This window comes from Nocardia otitidiscaviarum NBRC 14405 (genome assembly GCF_000308635.1).
Classification (GTDB): Bacteria; Actinomycetota; Actinomycetes; order Mycobacteriales; family Mycobacteriaceae; genus Nocardia; species Nocardia otitidiscaviarum.
This window is the reverse complement of record NZ_BAGD01000123.1, coordinates 40,776-62,284: the sequence shown is the minus strand read 5'-3', so window position 1 is coordinate 62,284 and position 21,509 is coordinate 40,776. Positions and strand designations below refer to the sequence as shown.

The 21,509-nt window shown below is 69.9% G+C and carries 18 protein-coding genes and 1 riboswitch; of the genes, 12 read left to right on the top strand and 6 right to left on the bottom strand.

The features are described from left to right. The first annotated feature begins 345 nt into the window (after positions 1-345). The 5 genes from ON31_RS28020 (at position 346) to ON31_RS28000 (ending at position 3,993) form a co-directional block, all read left to right on the top strand. Positions 346-834, top strand: coding sequence for an Rv0361 family membrane protein (locus ON31_RS28020; protein ID WP_147287010.1), 489 nt, complete (start codon positions 346-348; stop codon positions 832-834). 64 nt (positions 835-898) lie between these two features. Next, a riboswitch (SAM riboswitch) is annotated at positions 899-1,009 on the top strand. Between the two features lie 17 nt (positions 1,010-1,026). After that, on the top strand, positions 1,027-1,449 hold the full coding sequence (locus ON31_RS28015) for a rhodanese-like domain-containing protein (protein ID WP_039817881.1): 423 nt from the start codon (positions 1,027-1,029) through the stop codon (positions 1,447-1,449). Between the two features lie 109 nt (positions 1,450-1,558). Further along, positions 1,559-2,773 carry an O-succinylhomoserine sulfhydrylase gene (locus tag ON31_RS28010; protein ID WP_029933013.1) on the top strand — a complete coding sequence of 405 codons (1,215 nt, stop codon included), beginning with the start codon at positions 1,559-1,561 and terminating at the stop codon, positions 2,771-2,773. Positions 2,774-2,869: 96 nt separating this feature from the next. After that, complete coding sequence (locus tag ON31_RS28005) at positions 2,870-3,514, top strand: type 1 glutamine amidotransferase family protein (RefSeq protein WP_039817880.1); 645 nt, start codon at positions 2,870-2,872, stop codon at positions 3,512-3,514. Beyond that, positions 3,511-3,993 (top strand): MarR family winged helix-turn-helix transcriptional regulator, encoded by a 483-nt coding sequence (locus ON31_RS28000; protein ID WP_255222285.1) that lies wholly within the window; start codon positions 3,511-3,513, stop codon positions 3,991-3,993. Before ON31_RS28005 ends, ON31_RS28000 begins: the two co-directional genes overlap by 4 nt. A gap of 211 nt (positions 3,994-4,204) precedes the next feature. Here ON31_RS28000 and ON31_RS27995 read toward each other — a convergent pair whose 3' ends face one another. Then, positions 4,205-4,966 carry an HAD-IIA family hydrolase gene (locus ON31_RS27995; RefSeq protein ID WP_051037835.1) on the bottom strand — a complete coding sequence of 254 codons (762 nt, stop codon included), beginning with the start codon at positions 4,964-4,966 and terminating at the stop codon, positions 4,205-4,207. A gap of 124 nt (positions 4,967-5,090) precedes the next feature. On the opposite strand from ON31_RS27995, the gene ON31_RS27990 reads away from it, so the two are divergent. Together ON31_RS27990 and fgd are read left to right on the top strand one after the other, a co-directional pair. After that, a complete protein-coding gene (locus tag ON31_RS27990; protein WP_039817909.1) occupies positions 5,091-5,447 on the top strand; it encodes a hypothetical protein in 357 nt (118 codons plus the stop codon). Between the two features lie 240 nt (positions 5,448-5,687). Then, positions 5,688-6,698, top strand: a complete 1,011-nt coding sequence (gene fgd / locus ON31_RS27985; RefSeq protein ID WP_039817907.1) for a glucose-6-phosphate dehydrogenase (coenzyme-F420) — start codon at positions 5,688-5,690, stop codon at positions 6,696-6,698. 9 nt (positions 6,699-6,707) lie between these two features. Here fgd and ON31_RS27980 read toward each other — a convergent pair whose 3' ends face one another. Further along, the gene (locus tag ON31_RS27980; protein WP_039817879.1) at positions 6,708-8,609 is read right to left on the bottom strand and encodes an ABC transporter ATP-binding protein/permease; all 1,902 of its coding nucleotides are present in this window, start codon (positions 8,607-8,609) and stop codon (positions 6,708-6,710) included. 67 nt (positions 8,610-8,676) lie between these two features. Here ON31_RS27980 and pta point away from each other — a divergent pair, with 67 nt between their 5' ends. Together pta and ON31_RS27970 are read left to right on the top strand one after the other, a co-directional pair. Beyond that, entirely contained in the window at positions 8,677-10,752 is a 2,076-nt protein-coding gene (gene pta / locus ON31_RS27975) for a phosphate acetyltransferase (RefSeq protein ID WP_039817905.1), read from the top strand. 2 nt (positions 10,753-10,754) lie between these two features. Continuing rightward, positions 10,755-11,951: an acetate kinase gene (locus tag ON31_RS27970; RefSeq protein ID WP_039817878.1), complete on the top strand. Its 1,197-nt coding sequence runs from the start codon at positions 10,755-10,757 to the stop codon at positions 11,949-11,951. 278 nt (positions 11,952-12,229) lie between these two features. On the opposite strand, the gene ON31_RS27965 is transcribed toward ON31_RS27970, so the two are convergent. From ON31_RS27965 to ON31_RS27955, 3 genes are read right to left on the bottom strand one after another with little or no spacing between them, the layout of a single operon-like run. After that, a complete protein-coding gene (locus ON31_RS27965) occupies positions 12,230-14,776 on the bottom strand; it encodes a serine/threonine-protein kinase PknG (RefSeq protein WP_081592784.1) in 2,547 nt (848 codons plus the stop codon). A 3-nt stretch (positions 14,777-14,779) separates the two neighbouring features. Beyond that, on the bottom strand, positions 14,780-15,742 hold the full coding sequence (locus ON31_RS27960; protein WP_029933003.1) for a glutamate ABC transporter substrate-binding protein: 963 nt from the start codon (positions 15,740-15,742) through the stop codon (positions 14,780-14,782). After that, positions 15,739-17,067, bottom strand: coding sequence for a GlnX family signal transduction membrane protein (locus tag ON31_RS27955; RefSeq protein WP_147287009.1), 1,329 nt, complete (start codon positions 17,065-17,067; stop codon positions 15,739-15,741). Before ON31_RS27955 ends, ON31_RS27960 begins: the two co-directional genes overlap by 4 nt. A gap of 137 nt (positions 17,068-17,204) precedes the next feature. On the opposite strand from ON31_RS27955, the gene ON31_RS27950 reads away from it, so the two are divergent. From ON31_RS27950 to ON31_RS27940, 3 genes are read left to right on the top strand one after another with little or no spacing between them, the layout of a single operon-like run. After that, complete coding sequence (locus ON31_RS27950; protein WP_029933001.1) at positions 17,205-17,870, top strand: NUDIX domain-containing protein; 666 nt, start codon at positions 17,205-17,207, stop codon at positions 17,868-17,870. A 3-nt stretch (positions 17,871-17,873) separates the two neighbouring features. Continuing rightward, positions 17,874-20,060 carry a molybdopterin-containing oxidoreductase family protein gene (locus tag ON31_RS27945; RefSeq protein WP_039817874.1) on the top strand — a complete coding sequence of 729 codons (2,187 nt, stop codon included), beginning with the start codon at positions 17,874-17,876 and terminating at the stop codon, positions 20,058-20,060. 58 nt (positions 20,061-20,118) lie between these two features. Continuing rightward, positions 20,119-20,550: a type II toxin-antitoxin system Rv0910 family toxin gene (locus ON31_RS27940; protein WP_039817872.1), complete on the top strand. Its 432-nt coding sequence runs from the start codon at positions 20,119-20,121 to the stop codon at positions 20,548-20,550. A 23-nt stretch (positions 20,551-20,573) separates the two neighbouring features. Here ON31_RS27940 and thiE read toward each other — a convergent pair whose 3' ends face one another. After that, positions 20,574-21,278 carry a thiamine phosphate synthase gene (thiE, locus tag ON31_RS27935; protein WP_039817870.1) on the bottom strand — a complete coding sequence of 235 codons (705 nt, stop codon included), beginning with the start codon at positions 21,276-21,278 and terminating at the stop codon, positions 20,574-20,576. Positions 21,279-21,509 lie beyond the last annotated feature (231 nt).

Sequence of the window (21,509 nt, the reverse complement as noted above, 5' to 3'; positions counted from 1 at the left end):
CCGGCACCAACGATCGCGATGCGGAGCGGGCGGGTCGCTGCACTCTGTTCGGTCATCTCTTACGCGCACCCTTACGAGTCGAAATACAATCTTGCGGTCAGTCTTAGCCGTCGTTCTTAGCTTAGGCTAAGTTGACGCCCGAGCTCGGGCCATCCCGAGGCCTCCGACGCTGCAGCGTTGCTGCGCCGTCCTGCTATTCCCCCGCGCGGGCGGAGAATTCAGACGATTCTATCGGTGGGGTAGACCACGGCCCGCCGGGGTGCGGTGAACTGGGCGGATGCCCACTGCATCGAGTACCCGGTGTCGAGCCGCGTACACCCCCGGCGACCAGGCATGATCTACCTCATGAGTGAGCGAAGCGAGCGGCCGGAAAACTCGGCTGAGCGATCGGAACACACAGCCGGTGAGGATGAACAGCCGATCCCGATCGACCAGACCGGGACCAGGTCGATGCTGCCGTTCCTGGCCGCCGCGGGCATCATCGCGCTGGTCGTGCTGGGAATCGTGATCGCAGGGCTGGTATCCCCGGCTGAGAAGAATGTCACAGATTCCGATCGACTGGCCGTGGCCGCCCGCAACCTCGTCGGCGCGCTGGCCGCGGACGACCCGCTGGGCGATCGCATCGTCTGCGCGGGCTTCGACAACGACCGCTCGCCGGTGCGGATCGAATCCGAGGACGCCGCACCGGCTCTGGAATTCGTGCGCCTCACCGACGCCCGGGTGGACGGCGACCGCGCCACCGCCACCGTCACCGTGCGACTCGACGGCACCGAGAACACCGCGACCTGGAACTTCACCCGCGGCGGCAACGGCTGGGTGGTCTGCGACCGCTGACCGTCCCACTACTCGGACACATGCGTTTGACAGTCGGGCGGTGGTCCGGGCAATCTCAGATCCAGGTCATGAGTACCAGCGCCAAGCCCCGGCTGGCTGGTCGGCAACCCTCCTCCGCGGTGGGGTGCTCCGGGTGACGACCTGGCCACGCACCTCGGTGCGGCAAGTGCGGATTCACAGGAGGTTCAAGCAGTGAGCTATGCGGGTGACATCACGCCACGGCAGGCGTGGGAGCTGTTGCGCGACAATCCGGACGCGGTGCTGGTGGATGTGCGCACCGAGGCGGAATGGCGATTCGTCGGCGTACCCGATACCGGCGGCATCGGACGGCCCACCGTTCTCATCGAATGGGTGGATGTCACCGGCTCGCCCAATACCCGGTTCACCGATCAGCTCAAGCAGGCGCTGGCCGAGCGGGATCCCGAGGGCGACGCGCCCGTGATCTTCATCTGCCGGTCCGGGCAGCGCTCCATCGGCGCGGCCACCGCGGCCACCGCCGTCGGCTTCACGCCCGCGTTCAACGTGGTCGAGGGTTTCGAGGGCGCGCTGGACGCGCAGGGACACCGCGGCGGCTCCGGCTGGCGCGCCGAGGGACTTCCGTGGCGGCAATCATGACGCGACCGGTTCCGGCCACCGCGGGCGCGCCGCGGGTGCCGTCGGTCGTGACCGCCACCGCCGTCGCGCATGTGGCGCGTCGGTCGAACCCTGTCGATGGGAGGCAGCTGTGATCACCGGAGGCGCTTTCGACAAGCCCCTGCCCGAGGGCGTCGGCCCCGCGACCATCGGCGTCCGAGGTGGCTTGCGCCGCAGCGGTTTCGAGGAGACCTCCGAGGCGCTGTACCTCAGCTCCGGATTCGTCTACGAGAGCGCCGAGGCGGCCGAGGCGTCGTTCACCGGCGATATCGAGCACTACGTGTACTCGCGCTACGGCAATCCGACCGTCGCCATGTTCGAGGAGCGGCTGCGCCTGATCGACGGTGGCGAAGCGTGTTTCGCCACCGCGTCCGGGATGTCGGCGGTGTTCACGGCGCTGGGCGCGCTGCTCGGCGCGGGTGACCGGCTGGTGGCCGCGCGCAGCCTGTTCGGCTCCTGTTTCGTGGTGGCCAACGAGATTCTGCCGCGCTGGGGCGTGGAGACCGTCTTCGTCGACGGTGAGGACATCGATCAGTGGGAGCGGGCGCTGTCGGTGCCCACCCAGGCCGTGTTCTTCGAAACGCCGTCCAACCCCATGCAGTCGCTGGTGGATGTGCGCCGGGTGGTCGAGCTGTCGCATGCCGCGGGCGCGAAGGTGGTGCTGGACAATGTCTTCGCCACTCCGCTGCTGCAACGCGGATTCGAACTCGGCGCGGACGTGCTGGTCTATTCCGGCACCAAGCATATCGACGGCCAGGGCCGTGTCCTCGGCGGCGCGATTCTCGGGTCCAAGGACTACATCGACGGCCCGGTGAAGAATCTGATGCGCCATACCGGCCCGGCGCTGAGCCCGTTCAATGCCTGGACGCTGCTCAAGGGGCTGGAGACCATGCCGCTGCGGGTGCGCCAGGCCAATTCCTCGGCGCAGCGCATCGCGGAGTTCCTCGAGGGCAAGGATTCGGTGGCCTGGGTGAAGTACCCCTTCCTGGCCTCGCATCCGCAGTACGAGCTGGCCAAGAGTCAGATGTCGGGCGGCGGCACCGTGGTCACCTTCGAGCTGAAGGCGGGTGCCGACGAGGCCAAGAAGCGCGCGTTCGAGGTGCTCAACCGGCTGCGCATCATCGACATCTCCAACAACCTCGGCGATGCCAAGACCCTGATCACCCATCCGGCCACCACCACGCACCGGGCCATGGGGCCGGAAGGCCGTGCGGCCGTGGGCATCACCGACGGCGTGGTCCGCATCTCGGTGGGCCTCGAGGATGTGGAGGATCTGCTCGGCGATCTGGATCATGCGCTGAGCTGACCGCTCGGCACGCGCGACACCCCGGCTCTCGATGGGCCGGGGTTTTTCGTATCCGAACTATTGACAGTATCCTGTCAAAGATGACAGGATACTGTCATGATGAAAACAGTGCACATGGCCGTTTACGACACCTTCGCGGATTGGGAGGTCGGCCACGCCACCGCGCATATCAACCGCGCCATGTGGCACCGGGAGCCCGGCACCTGGCAGGTGCGCACGGTGGGGATCGGCCGCGACGCGGTCACCTCGGCGGGTGGTATGCGGGTGGTGCCGGATGCGATGCTGGCCGAGCTGTCCCCGGCCGACAGCGCCATGCTCATCCTGCCGGGCGCGGACACCTGGGAAACGGGTGCGCTGACACCCTTCGCGGACAAGGCTCGTGAGTTCGTGGCGGCGGGTGTGCCGGTGGCGGGAATCTGCGGGGCCACTTTCGGTTTGGCGGCGGCCGGGCTGCTCGACGAGCGGGCGCACACCAGCAATGCGGCGGAATACCTTGCCTACAGCGGCTATTCGGGTGCCGACCGCTTCGTGTACGAGCCCGCCGTCACCGACGGGGATCTGATCACGGCCACCGGCACCAGGCCGGTCGAGTTCGCGCGGGCGATCCTCGCCCGGCTCGACATCTACGAGCCGCACATCCTCGACGCGTGGTACCGGCTCTACGGCGACAACGATCCGGCCGGATTCTTCGCCCTCGCCGAGTACGAGCAGCAGCGATCCGCCGAGGCGACGGCGTCGTGACGCGGCGCCGCTCCACCGGGCGGGCGGACGGCGAGATCCGGCGCGAACAGGAACTGTTCAGTACGGCGGCGATCACCTCGTTCAAGCTCAACGGCCAATTCCTCGCCATCGCCGAGGAATTGGCCCGCCCGGCGGGTCTCACCGCGGCCTGGTGGCAGGTGCTGGGCGCGGTACTGCGGGAGCCGCTGCCCGTGGCCGGGATCGCACGCGCGATGGGCATCACCCGGCAGAGCGTGCAGCGGATCGCGGACCTGCTGGTCGACAAGGGCCTGGCCGAGTACCGCCCGAACCCGGCCCACCGCCGCGCCAAACTAGTCGCCCCCACCCACGCGGGCTACGCGGCCGTCCAGCGCATCGACCCCCAGCACGCGGACATCTCCGCCCGCCTCACCGAACACCTCGGCATCGACGAGTTCACCCGCGTGGTCGACGCGCTCACCACCCTCTCGACCGCACTCGACGCACTCGAGCGCGAGTGAATCGCACCGGCGTGGTCGGCGACCGTGCCACGGCGACGCTGTAGGACGGTGTCGGCCACCTCAGCGACGGCGTGCGACGACCAGGTGCCGGACAGCGGATGGAGCCGCCGCATTGTGGGGCGGTGCAGGTTCGGCGCGATCGAGTGTGGAACCGAGCACCCGCCGGACCGGGACCGCGTCGGTGCGGGGTGCGCGTCGCCGGAGCCGCGTGTCAGGCCGCCGAGAACGGGTCGCGGGTGCGGCCCACCAACTCCGCGACGGAGTCGAGGATCAGGGTCGGGCGGAAGGGGAAGTCCTCCGCGGTGGCCCGGCCGGAGATGCCGGTGGTCACCAGGATCGTGCGCAGTCCGGCCTCGAGTCCGGAGATCACGTCGGTGTCCATGCGGTCGCCGATCATGACGGTGGACTGCGAATGCGCGCCGATGCGCCGCAGCGCCGAGCGCATCATGAGCGGGTTGGGCTTGCCCACGTAGTAGGGCTCCTTGCCGGTGGCGCGGGTGATCAGGGCCGCGACCGAACCGGTGGCGGGCAGCACGCCCTCGCGCGAGGGGCCGGTGGCGTCCGGATTGGTGGCGATGAACCGCGCACCCGCCAGGATCAGCCGAATGGCGGTGGTGATGGCCTCGAACGAATAGGTGCGGGTCTCACCGAGCACCACATAGTCCGGATCGCTGTCGGTGAGCACGTACCCGATCTCGTGCAGGGCCGTGGTGAGCCCGGATTCGCCCACCACGTAGGCGGTGCCATTGGGCCGCTGCTCGTTGAGGAACGTCGCGGTCGCCAGCGCCGAGGTCCAGATCGACTCCACCGGGATGTCGAGCCCGGAGTGCCGCAGCCGCGCCTGCAGATCGCGCGCGGTGTAGATGGAATTATTGGTGAGCACCAGGTAGGGGATGTCATTGGTGCTCAGTTCCGCCAGGAATTTATCGGCCCCCGGCACGAGATGGTTCTCGTGCACGAGCACACCGTCCATATCGGTGAGGTAGGACAGGATCGGCTCAGCATTGGTGGTCACGAGCCAATTGTCCGCTATCGAGAGCGAATCGGCGATCAGCGCGGCGGTTACCGGGCGGTCGGGGCCGCCGTAAGCTGGAGGTATGGGTCGGTTTCTGTTCCTGGTACTGGTGTTGGCCATCGTGGGCTTGGCCATCTGGTGGATCTCGCGGGAGTGGTCCGGGAACGTGGAGCGGGTGGCCGATGCGAAAGCGGAGGTGAACCGGCACCTGGACCGCATGTCCGGAGAACTGGCCCGACTCGATCCCGACAACGACGAGGCCCTGCGCGCCATGTCCGAGGCCGTGGACCGGCTGAATATCGCCAGGGCGCAGGTGGTGAAGGCCACCACGCTGGGACAGGTGCGCATCGCCAAGGAGACCGTGCGCGGCGGGCTGTACTTCATCCGCAAGGCCCGCGAGGCCATGGGCCTGGACCCGGGGCCACCGCTGCCCCGGTAGCCGGGTCCCCGGGCGGAAACCAGCGAGCCCGCTCGACGAATCACGGGTGTCGCGCTCGGAATACCCGTTCGGATTCGCGGGTTCGTCTCGACGGATGCGGCCCTCGCCACACAGCGGCCCGTACTGACCTAGGGTGCGAGGTAAGCCGTTCGCGCGCCGCCACATCCAGCGCGCCCGAGCGGTCCGCGGGCCGAGGGAACCCGCACACACAGCGCAATACAGGCGACAGGAGTGGCGCAGGTGAAGAACCTAAAGCTCGGATACAAGGCGTCGGCGGAGCAGTTCGGCCCGCGGGAACTGGTGGAGATCGCGGTGCTGGCCGAGGAACACGGCATGGACAGCGCCACCGTGAGCGACCACTTCCAGCCGTGGCGGCACAACGGCGGCCACGCCCCGTTCTCGCTGGCGTGGATGGCCGCGGTCGGCGAGCGCACCCGGCGCATCCAGCTCGGCACCTCGGTGCTGACCCCGACCTTCCGCTACAACCCGGCCGTCATCGCGCAGGCGTTCGCCACCATGGGCTGTCTGTACCCGGAGCGCGTCATGCTGGGCGTCGGCACCGGCGAGGCGCTCAATGAGATCGCCACCGGCTACTCCGGCGAATGGCCGGAATTCAAGGAGCGTTTCGCGCGGCTGCGCGAAGCCGTCGATCTCATGCGCGCGCTGTGGACCGGCGACCGCGTGGACTTCGAGGGCCAGTACTACACCACCGTCGGCGCGTCCATCTACGACGTGCCCAAGGGCGGCATCCCGATCTACATCGCCGCGGGCGGCCCGCTGGTGGCCCGGTACGCGGGCCGCGCGGGTGACGGTTTCATCTGCACCTCCGGCAAGGGGATGGAGCTCTACACCGAGAAGCTCATGCCCGCGGTGTCCGAGGGCGCGGCCAAGGTGGGCCGCACGGCCGAAGATCTCGACCGCATGATCGAGATCAAGATCTCCTACGACACCGATCCCGAACTGGCGCTGGAGAATACGCGCTTCTGGGCCCCCCTCTCGCTGACCCCCGAACAGAAGCACTCCATCACCGACCCGATCGAGATGGAGGCCGCCGCCGACGCGCTGCCCATCGAGCAGATCGCCAAGCGCTGGATCGTGGCCAGCGATCCGGACCAGGCGGTCGAGCAGATCAAGCAGTACACGGACGCGGGCCTGAACCACCTGGTCTTCCACGCCCCGGGACACGACCAGAAGCGGTTCCTGGAGCTGTTCGAACGCGACCTGGCCCCGCGCCTGCGTGCCCTGAGCTGAGCGGGGCTCTCACACCCGCACGGCCCCGATCGGCGACAGCTTCCACGCCCCACCGCCCGCCAACTCCAGCCGGTGGGTGTGGTGCCGGTCCACCGTGCTGCGATGCGCCACGCTGACCAGCACGGTGTCCGGCGTCTCGGTGCGCACCAGGTGGTAGAGCGTGTACTCCAGCCCCTCGTCCACCGCCGAGGTGGCCTCGTCCAGGAACACCACCTCGGGCCGCAGCAACAGGATGCGCGCGAACGCCACCCGCTGCTGTTCACCGGGCGAGAGGGTGGACGCCCAATCGGTCTCCTCGTCCAGGCGGTCGGTGAGGTGCCCGAGATTCACGGTGATCAGCGTCGCCCGCAACGTCTCGTCGTCCACGACCTCGGGTGCCGCCGGATAGGTGATGGCGGTGCGCAGATCGCCCAGCGGCAGATAGGGCCGCTGCGACAGGAACAGCGCGGCATCGCCCAGCGGACGGCTCACCCGGCCTTCGGTGTACGGCCAGAGTTGGCCGATGCTGCGCAGCAGTGTCGTCTTGCCCACCCCGGAGCCGCCCTTCACCACGAGCGCGTCACCGGGCTCGAGCCGCAGGTTCAGATCGGTGATCAGCGGCGTCCCATCGGGTTTGCGCACCTGTACGTCGGTCAGTTCCAGCCCCGCCGCCGCCTCCCGGGTGGCGATCGCCGGCAGCCCCCGCGCCTTCCGGTCCGCCTCGCGCAGTCCGTCCAGGCGGATCAGGGTGGCCCGGTAGTAGGTGAACGCCGCATACGAGGACTGCGGCATCGACAGCGCGTCCTGCACCTGACCGAAGGCGCTGGTGGCCTGTTGCAGATCGCCCAGGGTGGCGGTGCCGGCCAGGACCCGCGGCCCCACCAGCAGCACCGTGAACACCCCGCCGACCTGCTTGGTGGTGAGATTCCAGCCGAAGAAGCGCAGCAGCCGGTACACCCGCGCCCACATATTGGCGATCACCGCCGCGAACCGGCGGTCCAGACCGCCCCGCTCCTCGCGTTCGCCGTGGTAGAAGGCGACGTTCTCGGCGTTCTCCCGCAGTCGCACCAGCGCGAAACGGTAGTCGGCCGTGCGGCGTTGGAACCAGAAGTTCAGTTTGATCAGTGGATGGGCGATCCAGAACGCCACCGCCGTGGCGAAGGCCACCCACGCGAACGCCGCGAAGACCAGCGCCCTGGGCACGGTGACGCCGAAGACGTCCAGCGGGCCCGAGATGCGCCACAGGATGGGCGTGAACGACACCAGCGACAGCCCGGCCCCGATCACACCGTTGCCGCTGATGCTGTACGGCCCGACATTGCCGCCGAAGCACAGCGCGTACGACCCCTCCACGAAGTCGTACACGTCCTGCTGGATGCGCTGATCGGCATTGTCGACGGTCTCGTCGATGAATCGGCCGCGGTAGTACGCCCTACCGTCCAGCCAGTCGTCCAGAAAACGGGTGTTCAGCCAGGTCCACCAGTGGATGTGGAAGGCCTGCTGCAACCAGTACGACACCACGCCCATCACGACGAGGATCACCGACAGCACCCCGAACACGCCCAGGCTCTGCCAGAACAGCGCCGCCGCCCGCTCGCTCTCCGGGCTGCCGGCACCGTCCACCAGTGCCTGCACGCCGAGCTGCAACGCGGTGAACGAGTCGTTGTAGAAGTAGGTGAACAGCACCGTCATGCGCACGCTGTACACGGCGAGCAGGAGGACCACGGCGAACAGCGCCCAGGCGGGCCAGCTTTCCCGTCCGGTGAAGTAGCCGCCGGTGATGCGCCAGAACATGCGCCCCCAGTCGGTGCATCGCACGATGACGGCCGCGCCGATCAGGAATACGAGCGCGGTGACGGCGAATGCCTTGGCGATCCAGAAGAGGCTGTGGAAAGTCTCGTGTCCCCAATCGAGACCGGATGCGCCGATCATGTCCGCGAGCCTAAGGCTACGGTCCGGCAAACGGCGGCGTGAAACGCTGGCCGCTAAGCTCGTGATCATGGCCGCTTCCGCCCCGTCCACCGTGTACATCGCAGCCCCCGAGGGCGATACCGGAAAGTCGACCATCGCGCTCGGCGTACTGCAGATGCTGGCCGCCACCACCCCGCGGGTCGGCGTGTTCCGGCCCATCACCCGGTCGGCCACCGAGCGCGACTACATCCTCGAGCTGCTGCTCGAGCACTCCACCGCCGATGACGACTACGAGTCCTCCATCGGCGTCACCTACGAGCAGGTGCACGCCGACCCGGACGCCGCCATCAGCGAGATCGTCATGCGTTTTCACGAGATGGCCAGGCACTGCGACGCCGTGCTCATTCTGGGCAGCGATTACACCGATGTGGCCAGCCCCAGTGAGCTGCGCTTCAACGCCCGCATCGCGGTGAACCTCGGCGCGCCGGTGCTGCTCGTAGTGCGCGGCGCGGGCCGCACCTCCGCCGAACTCGGCCAGGTGGTGGAGCTGTGCGACGGGGAGTTGAAGGCCGAGCACGCGCGGCTGGTGGCGGTCATCGCCAACCGCTGCGATCCCGAGCAGCTCGAGGCCGACGCCGCCGCGCTGAAGGTGTGCGATGTGCCGTCCTGGGCGCTGCCGGAGGTGCCGCTGCTCACCGCGCCGACGGTGGAGGAGTTGTGCGCCGCCATCGACGGTGAGATCTACAGCGGCGACCCGGAACTCATGCAGCGGGAGGCGCTGCGGGTGATCGTCGGCTCCATGACCACCGAGCACATTCTGGAGCGGCTCGAGGACGGCATCGCCGTCATCACTCCCGGCGACCGCGCCGACGTGCTGCTCGCCCTGGTGAACGCCCATGAGGCGGCGGGTTTCCCGTCGCTGGCGGGCATCATCATGAACGGCGGCATGCTGCCCGATCCCACCATCGCGCGCCTGATCGCCGGTATGAAACCGAAGCTGCCCATCATCAGCACGCAGCTGGGCACCTTCGAGACGGCCAAGGCGGTCTCGCTGACCCGCGGCCGGGTGTCGCTGTCGAGCATCCGCAAGGTGGATACCGCGCTGGCGCTCATGGAGGAGCGGGTCGACGCGGCGGAACTGTTGCGGCAGATCGAGGTTCGCACGCCGGGCGTGATCACGCCGCAGATGTTCGAGTACCAGCTCATCGAGCGGGCGCGCGCCGACCGCAAGCGCATCGTGCTGCCCGAGGGCGACGACGACCGCATCCTGCGCGCCGCCGGTCGCGTACTCCAGCGCAAGATCGCTGATCTCACCATTCTGGGCGACGAGACCGCCGTGCGCGGCCGCGCCGCCGAACTCGGCGTGGATATCGACGCCGCCGAGGTGCTCGATCCGCGCACCTGCCCGCTGCGGGACGAATTCGCCGAGGAGTACGCCCGGCTGCGTGCCCACAAGGGCATGACGGTGGAGCGGGCGCGCGAATTCATGACCGACATCTCGTATTTCGGCACCATGATGGTGCAGATGGGGGTCGCCGACGGCATGGTGTCGGGCGCGGCGCACACCACCGCGCACACCATCCGCCCGTCCTTCGAGATCATCAAGACCGAGCCGGGCGTCTCCACCGTGTCGAGCGTGTTCCTCATGTGCCTGGCGGATCGGGTGCTGGTGTACGGCGACTGCGCCGTGGTGCCGGATCCGACCTCCGACCAGCTGGCCGATATCGCCGTCTCCTCGGCCCGCACCGCCACCCAGTTCGGCATCGACCCGCGCATCGCCATGCTGTCGTACTCGACCGGCGAATCCGGTTCGGGCGCGGATGTGGACAAGGTGCGTGCCGCCACCAAACTGGTGCAGGAGCGTGCGCCGAAACTGTTGGTGGAGGGGCCGATCCAGTACGACGCCGCCATCGAGCCGACGGTGGCCAGCACCAAGCTGCCGAACTCCGTGGTGGCCGGGCGGGCCACGGTCTTCATCTTCCCGGACCTCAATACCGGCAACAACACCTACAAGGCGGTGCAGCGCAGCGCGGGCGCGGTGGCCATCGGTCCGGTGCTGCAGGGGTTGCGCAAGCCGGTCAACGACCTGTCGCGCGGCGCGCTGGTCGCCGACATCGTGAATACGGTGGCCATCACCGCCATCCAGGCCCAGCGGGAGGCGTAGTCGTGAAGGTGCTGGTGATCAACTCCGGGTCCTCCTCGATCAAATACCAGCTGCTGGAACCGGATACGGCCACCGTGGTGGCCTCCGGCGTGGTGCAGCGCATCGGGGAGTCGGTGGGCGACGGCGCACCCACCATCGAACACAGCTGCGACGGACGAACATTCGAGCACGACGGCCCCATCGCCGATCACGCGGCGGGGCTGCGGCTGGTGTTCGAGCTGTTCACCGAGAGCGGCCACGACCTCGCCGCCGAGGACCTGGGCGCGGTCGGGCACCGGGTGGTGCACGGCGGCGAGGTGTTCTACGAACCCACCCTCGTCACCGACGAGGTGGTGCGGGCCATCGCCGACCTGTCCACCCTGGCGCCGCTGCACAATCCGGCCAATGTCACCGGCATCGAGAGCGCGCGGGCGCTGCTGCCGGACGTGCCGCAGGTGGCGGTCTTCGACACCGCCTTCTTCCACCAGCTGCCCGCCGCCGCCAAGACCTACGCCATCGACGCCAAAACCGCTGCCGCGCACGGTATCCGCAAGTACGGCTTCCACGGCACCTCGCACGACTACGTCTCGCACCGGGTGGCGGAGTTCCTCGGGCGCGACTACGCCGACATCAACCAGATCGTGCTGCACCTGGGCAACGGCGCGTCGGCGTCGGCGGTGCGCGGCGGGCGCGCGGTGGACACCACCATGGGGCTGACGCCGCTGGAGGGCCTGGTCATGGGCACCCGCTCCGGCGACCTGGATCCGGGCATCATCTTCCATCTGATTCGCGCCGCCGGTATGGATGTGGGACAGGTCGACGACCTGCTCAATCGCGATTCGGGGCTCAAGGGCCTGTCCGGGGTGAACGACTTCCGCGAACTCGGCCGCCTCATCGACGCGGGCGATGCGGCCGCGACACTGGCCTACGACGTGTACATCCACCGGCTGCGCCGCTACATCGGCGCGTACCTGGTGGCACTGGGCCGGGTGGACGCCATCACCTTCACCGCCGGGGTGGGCGAGAACGACGCCCGGGTGCGGGCCGACGCGCTCGCGGGGCTGGCCGGTTTCGGCATCGAGGTCGACCCGGAGCGCAATGCGGTGCGCGACCGCTCCGCCCGCCGCATCTCTTCCGACGGCGCACCCGTGGCGGTGTTGGTGGTGCCGACCAACGAGGAGTTGGCCATTGCCCGCGCCAGCGCCGCACTCGTCGGCTGAATCCGCTGTGCCTGTTCTGAACCGCTTCTTAACGAAACCCTCATAATTCGACCGGCATAGTGGTTACCGAGCCGGGAACCTCCGGTCCCGGTCTCACCAGAGCCCGTGTCGTGTCACGCACAACCGTGGTCGGGTCGGAACCATCCCTCGCCGGTTCCGCCCACATTCGATCGGCTGCCCCCGATCGGAGCCGCCGCGACACGGGCTCTGTTGACTTCCGCCGCCGCTGTGCTCGGACCGCGCTCGGGTGGCGCGCCGTGCCGATCGCCCGCCGCGGTTCAGATCCAGGACTTCGCGCGGATCGCGTTCGCGAGGTCCACCAGCGCGTAACGGTGGTTGCGCCCGGGCGCGGTGCGGGCCAGGGCGCGCAGATCCGCTTCGATGCCGCGGCGCAGCTCGCGTTCGGTGAAGGGGGCGCGGAAGATCTCGGCGTCCGGCGACTTCGGCGTGCGGCCCGCCTGCAGCCAGCCCAGGGCGGTGCCGAGCACCAGTACCCGCAGCTGGCCGGTGCGGCTCTCGCCCGGCGGCAGCGCCTGGACGCGGGCGGCCGCGAGGTGCAGGGTGGCCTCGTCCAACTCGTCGACGGGGGCGGAGGTGAGCAGCATCAGGATGGCGGTCATGCGGGCGTCGGCGTAGTAGCGGGAGGCGGGGGGCACCTGGTCCAGGGCGCGGACGGCGGCGGCGATGGCGTCGGCGGCGGCGAGCTGGCGGGCCAGGCCGAAGGCGGCGGCCACCACGCCCCGGTCGGTGCGCCAGACGGTGGCGTAGTACTGCTCCGCGTACGCGCGCCACTGTTCGGGATCGTCGGAATCCCAATGCTGCAGGATGAGTTCCGCGGTGGCGGCCAGGGCCAGCTTGGGTGCGATCTCGCCGGGCAGCGCCTGGAGCACCGCGTCGAAGCGCCCGAAGGCGCGCTCGTAGTCCCGGTCCAGCAGTTCGGCGACCCCGAGATACCAGTCGATGCGCCAGTCCGAGGCGGGCGGCGCGGTGGTGTCGCCGAGCCGGTCCAGCAGCAGGCGGGCGGCGGCCGGTTCGCCGAGATCCAGATGCGCCCGCGCCTCGGCCAGGGTCACCTCCAGCTCGAAACTGGCCGGGGCCCCGCCGGGTTCGGCTCCGGCGCGCTGGCGGGCGTGGCGCAGTTCGTCGAGGGCGTGCCGGGGTTCCGGGTGCGCCGCACCGGCCAGCAGCGGTGCGGAGGGGTCGGCCGGATCGATCAGCGGCACCTGCAACGCCGCTGCCACGTCGCGGGCGCGCAGCAGGGTGTCCCGTTCCAGGCCGTCCACCAGACCATCGGTCTGCGCCACGTATTCCGCCGTGCCGAAACAGGTTCGGGGCGGGCTGAAGAGGGTGGACAGCTGCGGATGCTCGGTGCCGGTCTCGACGGCCAGGATCTCGCGCAGCACACCGGTGAGCTGATTGGCGAAGACGCGCGCGGTGGGAAAGCGGCGTGCGGGATCGGGATCGGTGGCGCGCAGCAGCAGCCGATGGAAGAACTCGTGGCGCGCCAGCACCGGCTGCTCGTCCGGGTTCGGGATGCCGTCGCAGTACGCGCCCTGCTGCATGGGCATGTTCAGGGTGAGCACCGCGAGCGTGCGGCCCACCGTATAGATGTCCGAGGCCACCGTGGGACCGGTGCGGGGGATCTCGGGAGCCTGGAAACCCCTGGTGCCGTACAGGTTTCCATACGACTCGAAGGCGGCGACCGCACCCAGGTCGATGAGCTCCACCCGGTCCTCGGTGACCATGATGTTGTCGGGCTTGAGGTCGTTGTACGCCAAGCCGAGCGAATGCAGGTAGTCCAGCGCCGGAAGCACCTCCAGCACATAGGCGATGGCCTCGGTGACCGGCATGCGCTCCGGGGTGGGACGCGCGTCGAGCAGATTGCGCAGCGAGCGCCCGCCGACGTACTCCATGACGATGTAGCCGACCGGATTCCCGTCCGGGCCAGGATGTTCCACGAAATTGTGGATCTTGACGATGCTCGGGTGCACCACCTCCGCCAGGAACTGCCGCTCCGCCATCGCCACCGCCTGCGCCTCGGTGTCCCCGGCGTGCAGCAGGCCCTTGAGCACCACCCAGCGGTCGCTGACATTGCGGTCGATGGCGAGGTAGATCCAGCCCAGTCCGCCGTGGGCCAGGCAGCCCTGGATCTCGTACTGGCCCGCCACCCGGTCGCCGGGATGCAGGCTGGGCCGGAAATCGTAGGGCGCACCGCAGGTCTCGCAGGTGCCCGCGGTGGTGGACGGCCGGGTCGGGGTCGCCCGCCCCACGGGTTTGCCGCAGCGCCAGCAGAAGCGGCGGCCCTCGGCGACCACCGGATCCTGCATGACCACCTCGGCCGGGTCCACCGGTTCCACGGTCGGAATGGTCACCAGCCCGGCCCCGAGCCTCCGCACCGTGGGCCGCGGCCGGGTCATCCGGCCGCTGCGCTGTGAGGGTCGCGTCGGCACCCGTGGCTCGGTGCGGCCGGGGGTGGCGTCGGCGGTCTCGGTACCGTCCCAGCCGTCCGGCGTCCTGCCGACCGCCACGGTGCCCGGCGACCCCGTGGGCTCGCCGGTGGCCGGCCGGGGCGTGAGTTCGGTGCCGCCACCGCCCGCGTCCGCGCGTTTCCCACGCCACGCGTATTCGGTGTCGCCGCCGGGTTCGCCGGATGGTGTTCGGCGGGTTGCGTATTCGGTATTGCCACCCGGTTCGTCGGCGGGTGCCGCACGGAAGGTGAGTTCCGTCCGCGCCGGGCGGACGGTGGCCTCCGTCGCGCCCTCCTCGGCGTCGCCGGGTGTCGGTGCGTCGTCGCTGCCCCGCTGGTGTTCGGACGGTTCGCTCATTGCTCAGTCCCGGTACCTCGGCGGCGGGGGGATGGCGGCGGTGCCGAGTTGCGGTGCCAGCCAACGCTGGTAGAGGCGGTCCCAGGTGCCGTCGCCGCGAATGCGTTCCAGGGTGCCGTTGACGAAGCGCACCAGATCGTCGCGATCCTTCGGAATGCCGATGCCGTACTGCTCGGTGCTGAGGTCCTCCCCGGTCACGACGGTGAGCGGATCCTGGACCGCCAGTCCGGCCAGGATGGTGTCGTCGGTGCTGATGGCGTCCACCTGCCGCTGCTGCAGCACCACCAGGCAGTCGGCCCAACTCGGCACGGTGAGCAGGGACGCGGCGGGCTGCTGGCGGCGGATCCGGTCCAGCGAGGTGGTGCCGCCCACCACGCAGACCCGCCGCCCCGCCAGGTCGGCCAGTCCGCCGATGCCGGTGTCGCGCACGGTCAGCACCCGTTGGTGCGCCTGTAGATACGAGGTCGAGAACGACACCCGCTGTCGCCGTTCGCAGGTGATGGTCATGGTCTTCACCACCACGTCCACGGTGTGCTCGGCCAGCGCCTGTTCCCGGTCGGCCGAACCCAGGATGCGGTATTCGATCTTCTCCGGATCGCCGAGCAGGTCCCGGGCGATCTCGCGCGCGATGCCGACGTCGAAGCCGGACAGGGTGCCGGTGGCGGGATCGCGGAAGCTGAACAGATTGCTGCCCGGGTCGAGCCCGACCAGCAGGCGGCCGCGGGCGCGGATGGCGTCCACGGCGGGGCCGCCGCGTCCGTCCGGGCGCAGGCTGGCGGTCGGATCGGAGCAGGTGACCTGTTCCGGTGGCGGGGACGTATGCGGCTGCGCGGCAACGGCTCCCGACGGCAGTGGCGGATCGGTGAAGCTGGGTACCCGGGTGGGCGGCGGTGCGGCGCTGTCCTCGCCGTGGCATCCGGCGGCCACCAGCGCCGCGAGGGTGAGCAGGAGTAGTCGGCGTCTCATCGGTACTCCCGTAGTCGAGGCCACAGGCCCGCCGCCACCAGCACGGCCGCCGCGGTGGCCAGTACGAGCGCGCCCGGAGCCAGCAGATCGAGGACCCGGGCGGCGTGCGCGGTGTCCTGGCGCAGCGCGTCACGGGTGGCGGCGATGCCATCGGCCAGCGCGCGGTCCAGCGCCGCCACCTGCGCGCCCGCCTCATCGGCTCCCGGCCCGGTGGCCACCGCCCCCGCGCCGATGAAGTCGCCGCGGCCCAGCGCCTCGTTCATCCGCTGATGTGCCGCGCGCCAGCGGTCCAGCGCGCCGACCGCGGTGGTGATCTCGGTGGCGGCGGGCGCCTGTGACGGATAGCCGGTGAGTAGCTCGCGCAGCCGGCTCATGGCCGCGTCGTAGGTGCGGTCGTAGTCGCCCCCGGCGTCGCGGCGTACCAGCTTGAGGGTTTCGGCGGTGCGGGCCTGCTGGGCCAGGATGCGGCTCTCGGTGAGCGTCGCGGTCGGGCCGGAGCCGTTGTCCCGGGCATCGGTGGTCGCGACCGCGGAGATGCCGCCCGCCGCCACCGTCCAGGCCAGCAGGATCACCATGGTGCAGGTGGCCAGCAGCAGACCGGGATTGAGGACCCGGTTCCAATGCCGGGCCAGGAACAGCTGCGCCGCGATGAGCGCCGCCACCGCCAGCAGCGGCAGTGCGATGGCGGGCCACGGCGGGCGCACATGGGTGCGCTGGATCTCGCCGATGGCGGCCGCCCGGTTCTCCTGCAACCGTTGGGCCATGGGCAGCAGCGTCGCCTGCATGAGATGCGACGCCTCGCTGAGATAGGCCGGTCCCACCGGCTGCCCGGCGCGATTGTTGGCCCGCGCGGTCTCGATGAGTCCGGTGTACACGGGCAGTCCGCTCGCGATGCCGGTGCGCAGTTGCGTGTCGTCGGCGCTGGAGTAGTTGGAATGGGTCACCAGTTCCGCGGCCGCCTCCCCGATGGCCCGGCTGTACTGTTCGCGCACCGGTTTCGGTTCCAGACCGCCGGAAATGAAGGCGGTTCCGGCCGAGGCGTCGGCCATCGACAGCGCGGTGTAGAGCCGCTGCGCCGAATTCGCATCCGGTTCGGCCTGCTCGAGCAGGGCGTCGAGGGCATGCTGCCGATCGTTCACGCCGGTCGCGGTGACCGCCCCGGCCGCCGCGCACAATCCCAGGAGCAGTAACCCGATGGCGATCAGCTTGGCGGGGGAGGAGCGCGCGAAGGCGCGCAGCTCGGTGGTGTCGAGCCGTTCCCGCACCAGGGCGGCCGCCGCGCGCGGCGACAGCTCGTCGAGCCGCTGCTGCTCGATGCGAGCCATGCTCACCTCCCACGGGCCGGAAACGATCGCTCCACTGCTATCGGTCGATTGAGCATATTGTGGTCTTGTGCCGCGCGCGGCGAACACCTTTCCGTGGGTCGCCGCCCGTGGCGTGGACCAGGTGGAGGACATGACGGATGCGCGGTGACGGCGACGGCTGGGCGGACAGCCCCGACGGCACCCGCCAATGGGGTCGATTCGGCGCTGCCGGACTGTTGCTGCGCGCCCCACTGGCGGGCGGCGGCTCGGCGGTGCTGCTCCAGCACCGCGCGGCCTGGAGTCATCAGGGCGGCACCTGGGCGCTGCCGGGCGGCGCGCGCGACAGCCACGAGACAACCGTGCATGCGGCGGTCCGCGAGGCCGAGGAGGAGGCGGGCATCCCGGCCGCGTCCATTCGGGTGCGCGGTTGCCGGGTCACCGCCACCGCGCCCAGCGGATGGACCTACACCACGGTCGTCGCCGATGCCGCCGAAACCCTGCGCACCCGCGGCAATGCCGAGAGCACGGCGCTGGCCTGGGTGCCCGAGGACGAGGTGCCGGCGCGACCACTGCACCCCGGTTTCGCCGCCGCCTGGCCGACCCTGCGCGCCACGCCGAAGCGGGTGACCCTCACCGGGCTGTCCGATATCTCGGCGGTTGCCGCGGCGCTGCCCCGCACCCTGGAGCTGGCCGGTCACGGGTTCGTCTGGCTGCATACCGAGGGCGACGGCGAGCCCGCGGCGCGGATCAGCGAGTCGATGCCGAAGGCCCCGAATCTGGCCGAAAATGTGTTGTTGCTCACGCTGGCGCAGGTGTTGTCTTGAGGGGTGAGCAGCACCCGTGAGATCGCCACTTTCTGCCGGATCTGCGAACCGCTCTGCGGGCTGATCGCCACCGTCTCCGACGGTCGGCTGGTCCAGCTGCGAGCCGACAGGGAGCATCCGCTCTCGCGCGGATTCGCCTGTCCCAAGGGCATCGCGTTCAGCGAGGTCCAGAACGACCCGGATCGGGTGCTGTATCCGTTGCGGCGCACGGAGTCCGGTGATTTCGAGCGGGTGTCGTGGGATACGGCGCTCGACGAGATCGGCGAGCGGCTGCGCGGGGTGATCCGCGCGCACGGCCGCGAGGCGCTCGGCTGGTATTTCGGCAATCCGTCGGCCTTCTCGTACTCGCACACCCTGTGGATGGTGGGTTTCCAGCTCGCGGCCGGGCTGCGGCACGTGTATTCGGCCGGATCGCAGGACATCAACAATCGGTTCGTGGCCAGTGAGTTGCTGTACGGCTCCATGACCACCGCGCCGGTGCCGGATCTGGACCGCACCGACTTCCTGCTCATGATCGGTGCCAATCCCGTGGTGTCGCACGGCAGTGCGATGAGCGCGCCGCGAATCCGCGAGAAGCTGCTCGCCATCACCGCGCGCGGTGGGCGCGTGGTGGTGGTCGATCCGCGGCGCACCGAGACGGCGCGACTGTTCGAGCACGTGGGGGTGCGTCCGGACACGGACGCCTGGCTGCTGGCGGCGCTGCTCCAGGTCATCTTCGACGAGGGGCTGGAGGACCGGCAGGCGCTGCGCCGACAGGCGGCGGGCGTGCGGGAGCTACGGGCGGCGGTGCGCGAGTTCACGCCCGAGAGCACCGCCGCGACAACCGGATTGGAGCCGGATCGGGTGCGCGCCCTGGCCCGGGAATTGGCGCGCGCGGACTCGGCGGCCGTCTACGGACGCACCGGTTCCTGCCTCGGGCGGCATGCCACGCTGGTGGCCTTCCTCATCGACGCGCTCGCCCTGGTGACCGGGAATCTCGACGCGCCGGGCGGCTCGGTGTTCGGCAAGGAGTTGGTCGCGGTGTCGCGGCTGAACGCCCGGCTCGGGTTCATCCGGTACGGCAAGCACCGTTCCCGCATCGGCGACTTCCCCGATGTGCTCGGCACCTTCCCGGCGGCGGTGATGGCCAAGGAGATCACCACGCCCGGACCCGGTCAGCTGCGGGCGCTGTTCACCTCGGCGGGCAATCCGGTGCTGTCGGTGCCCAACGGCCGCGAATTGGCCTCCGCACTGGGCGAACTCGATCTGTTCGTTGCCATCGACCTCTATGTCAACGACACCAATCGCCTGGCGGACTACATTCTCCCGGCCACCACCTTCCTGGAGCGCGACGATGTTCCATTGCCCTTCACCGCGCTCTCGCCCATCCCGTACACGCAGTACACCGAGCGGGTGGTGGAGCCCTACGGTGAGGCGCGCGAGGAGTGGCGGATCATCGACGACATCGCGCTGCGCATCGGCGTGCAGCCCTTCGCCGTGGGCCCCGCGTCCCCGGCGGGGCGGCTGCTGAGCGCGCTGCGAAATCGGGTTCCGGGCGGCCGCGCGGCCCGGCCGAGTCCGACCCTGCTGGTCGATCTGGCCCTGCGCACCGGGCCGTACGGCGATTGGTTCGGGCTGCGCCGGGGCGGTGTGAGTCTGCGCATGCTGCGCCGACATCCGCACGGGGTGGTGCTGGCCGACCACATCGACACCGGGGTGCTGGGAGACGTGGTGCGGCACAGGGGCGGTCGGGTGCGGCTGGCTCCCGAGCCGATCATCGCCGAGCTGCGCGACCTGGTGCCGCCCGCCGTCGATCCCGAGTACCCGCTGCGGGTCATCGGCATGCGCGAGCTGAAATCCCACAACTCGTGGATGCACAATGTGGACGCGCTCATGCGCGGGGATCGTGAGCATGCCGCCCGGATCCATCCCAAAGACGCTGCCGCGGCGGGGATCTCCGATGGGGAGCGGTGCCGGGTCAGTTCCGCGCACGGTTCCATCGAGGTGGTCGCCCGGCTCAGCGAGGATATGACCGAGGGTGCCGTGGCGATTCCGCACGGATGGGGGCACCGGGGCGGCTGGCGGCGGGCCAATGCCGCGGGCGGAGCCAATGTCAACGACCTCATGTCCACCGATGTCTCGGATGTGGAGCGGCTGGCGGGCATGTCGCACCTCAACGGCGTCCCCATCCGGCTGGAGGCGGTCGGGTAGGCGATTTCACAACACCCGTTCATTAGAGCTACGTCATGTAACAGATACCATCCAGTACGTGGCAAAGCTGAAGGTCTCCGTAGACGTCCCCATCGCGCCCGACCTGGCCTGGGCCCGCGCCTCCGACCTGCCCGAACTCGACAAGTGGTTGACCCTGCACGAGGGGTGGCGCGGTACCGTGCCCGACGACCTCACCCCCGGCACCCGGCTGGTCGGCGTGGCCACCGTCAAGGGCTTCCGCAACCGCGTCACCTGGATCGTCGAGACCGCCGAGCCGCCGCGCCGCCTGGTGCTCACCGGCGCGGGCATCGGCGGCACCAAATTCGGCATCCGACTCGACGTGGCCCCGGCCGGGTCCGGGTCGAAGGTGACGGCCAACTTCGAACTCGGCGGCGCGCCGCTGTTCGGGCCCATCGGGTCGGTGGTCGCCAAGGCGTTGCGCGGCGATATCGAACGCTCGCTGGATCGTTTCGTCGAGCTCTACGGCTGAATCACGGGCGTCGCCCGCCGGTCTCAGCGGGCGGCGTTGTCGAGCAGCCGCTGCTTCAGAGCCCGAGCGGCCGCCTCCGGGTCGTCGGCGTGCGTGATGGCGCGCACGACCACCACGCGAGTCGCCCCGGCCGCGAGCACCTCCGGCAGCCGCTGGTCGTCGATTCCGCCGATGGCGAACCACGGCCGGGTCGGATGGGCCTCGGCGGTGGAGCGGATCAGCTCCAGACCGGAGGCGGTGCGGCCCGGCTTGGTCGGGGTGTTCCAGACCGGGCCGGTGCAGAAGTAGTCGATGTGCTCGTCGATGGCGGCGAGCCCGGCCTGGGCGCGATTGTGGGTGGAACGGCCGATCACGACGTCCGGGCCGAGAATATGGCGGGCGTACCAGGGCGGCAGATCGTTCTGGCCCAGATGCAGCACATCCGCCCCCGCCGCGAAGGCCACATCGGCGCGGTCGTTCACCGCCACCAGCGCCCCGTGCCGCCGCGCGGCCGCCTTCAGCTCCGCCAACGCCCCCAACTCGGCCTTGGCCTCCAGCGTGCCGAACTGCTTCTCCCCGGCCGACCCCTTGTCCCGCAGCTGAATGATGTCGACGCCGCCTGCCAGCGCCGCCTCGGCGAACGCCGCGAGATCCCCGGTATCCCGGCGCGCATCGGTGCACAGGTACAGGCGCGCACTCGCCAGGCGCTCCCGGGGAGGCAGGGGCCGGTTCGGATGGGAGGGTTGCACCCATTCGACGGTAGTCGCACGCCCGGAGGCTGCCAATTCGACAGTGCGTGCGTATCAGGTCCTCGCTGCCGCCGGGGCCGACCGGCTGGTGGGCGCGGGGTTCGTGCGGGGGTGGGTGGGTGTCGCGCTACCGTGGGTAGTCGAGAAACGAGGCGGCGCGAGTCGCGGGTGACCGTGACGGAATTCCGGGCCCGGACCGCGCCGAGTAGGTGGCCCCCGTGCGGGGCCGAG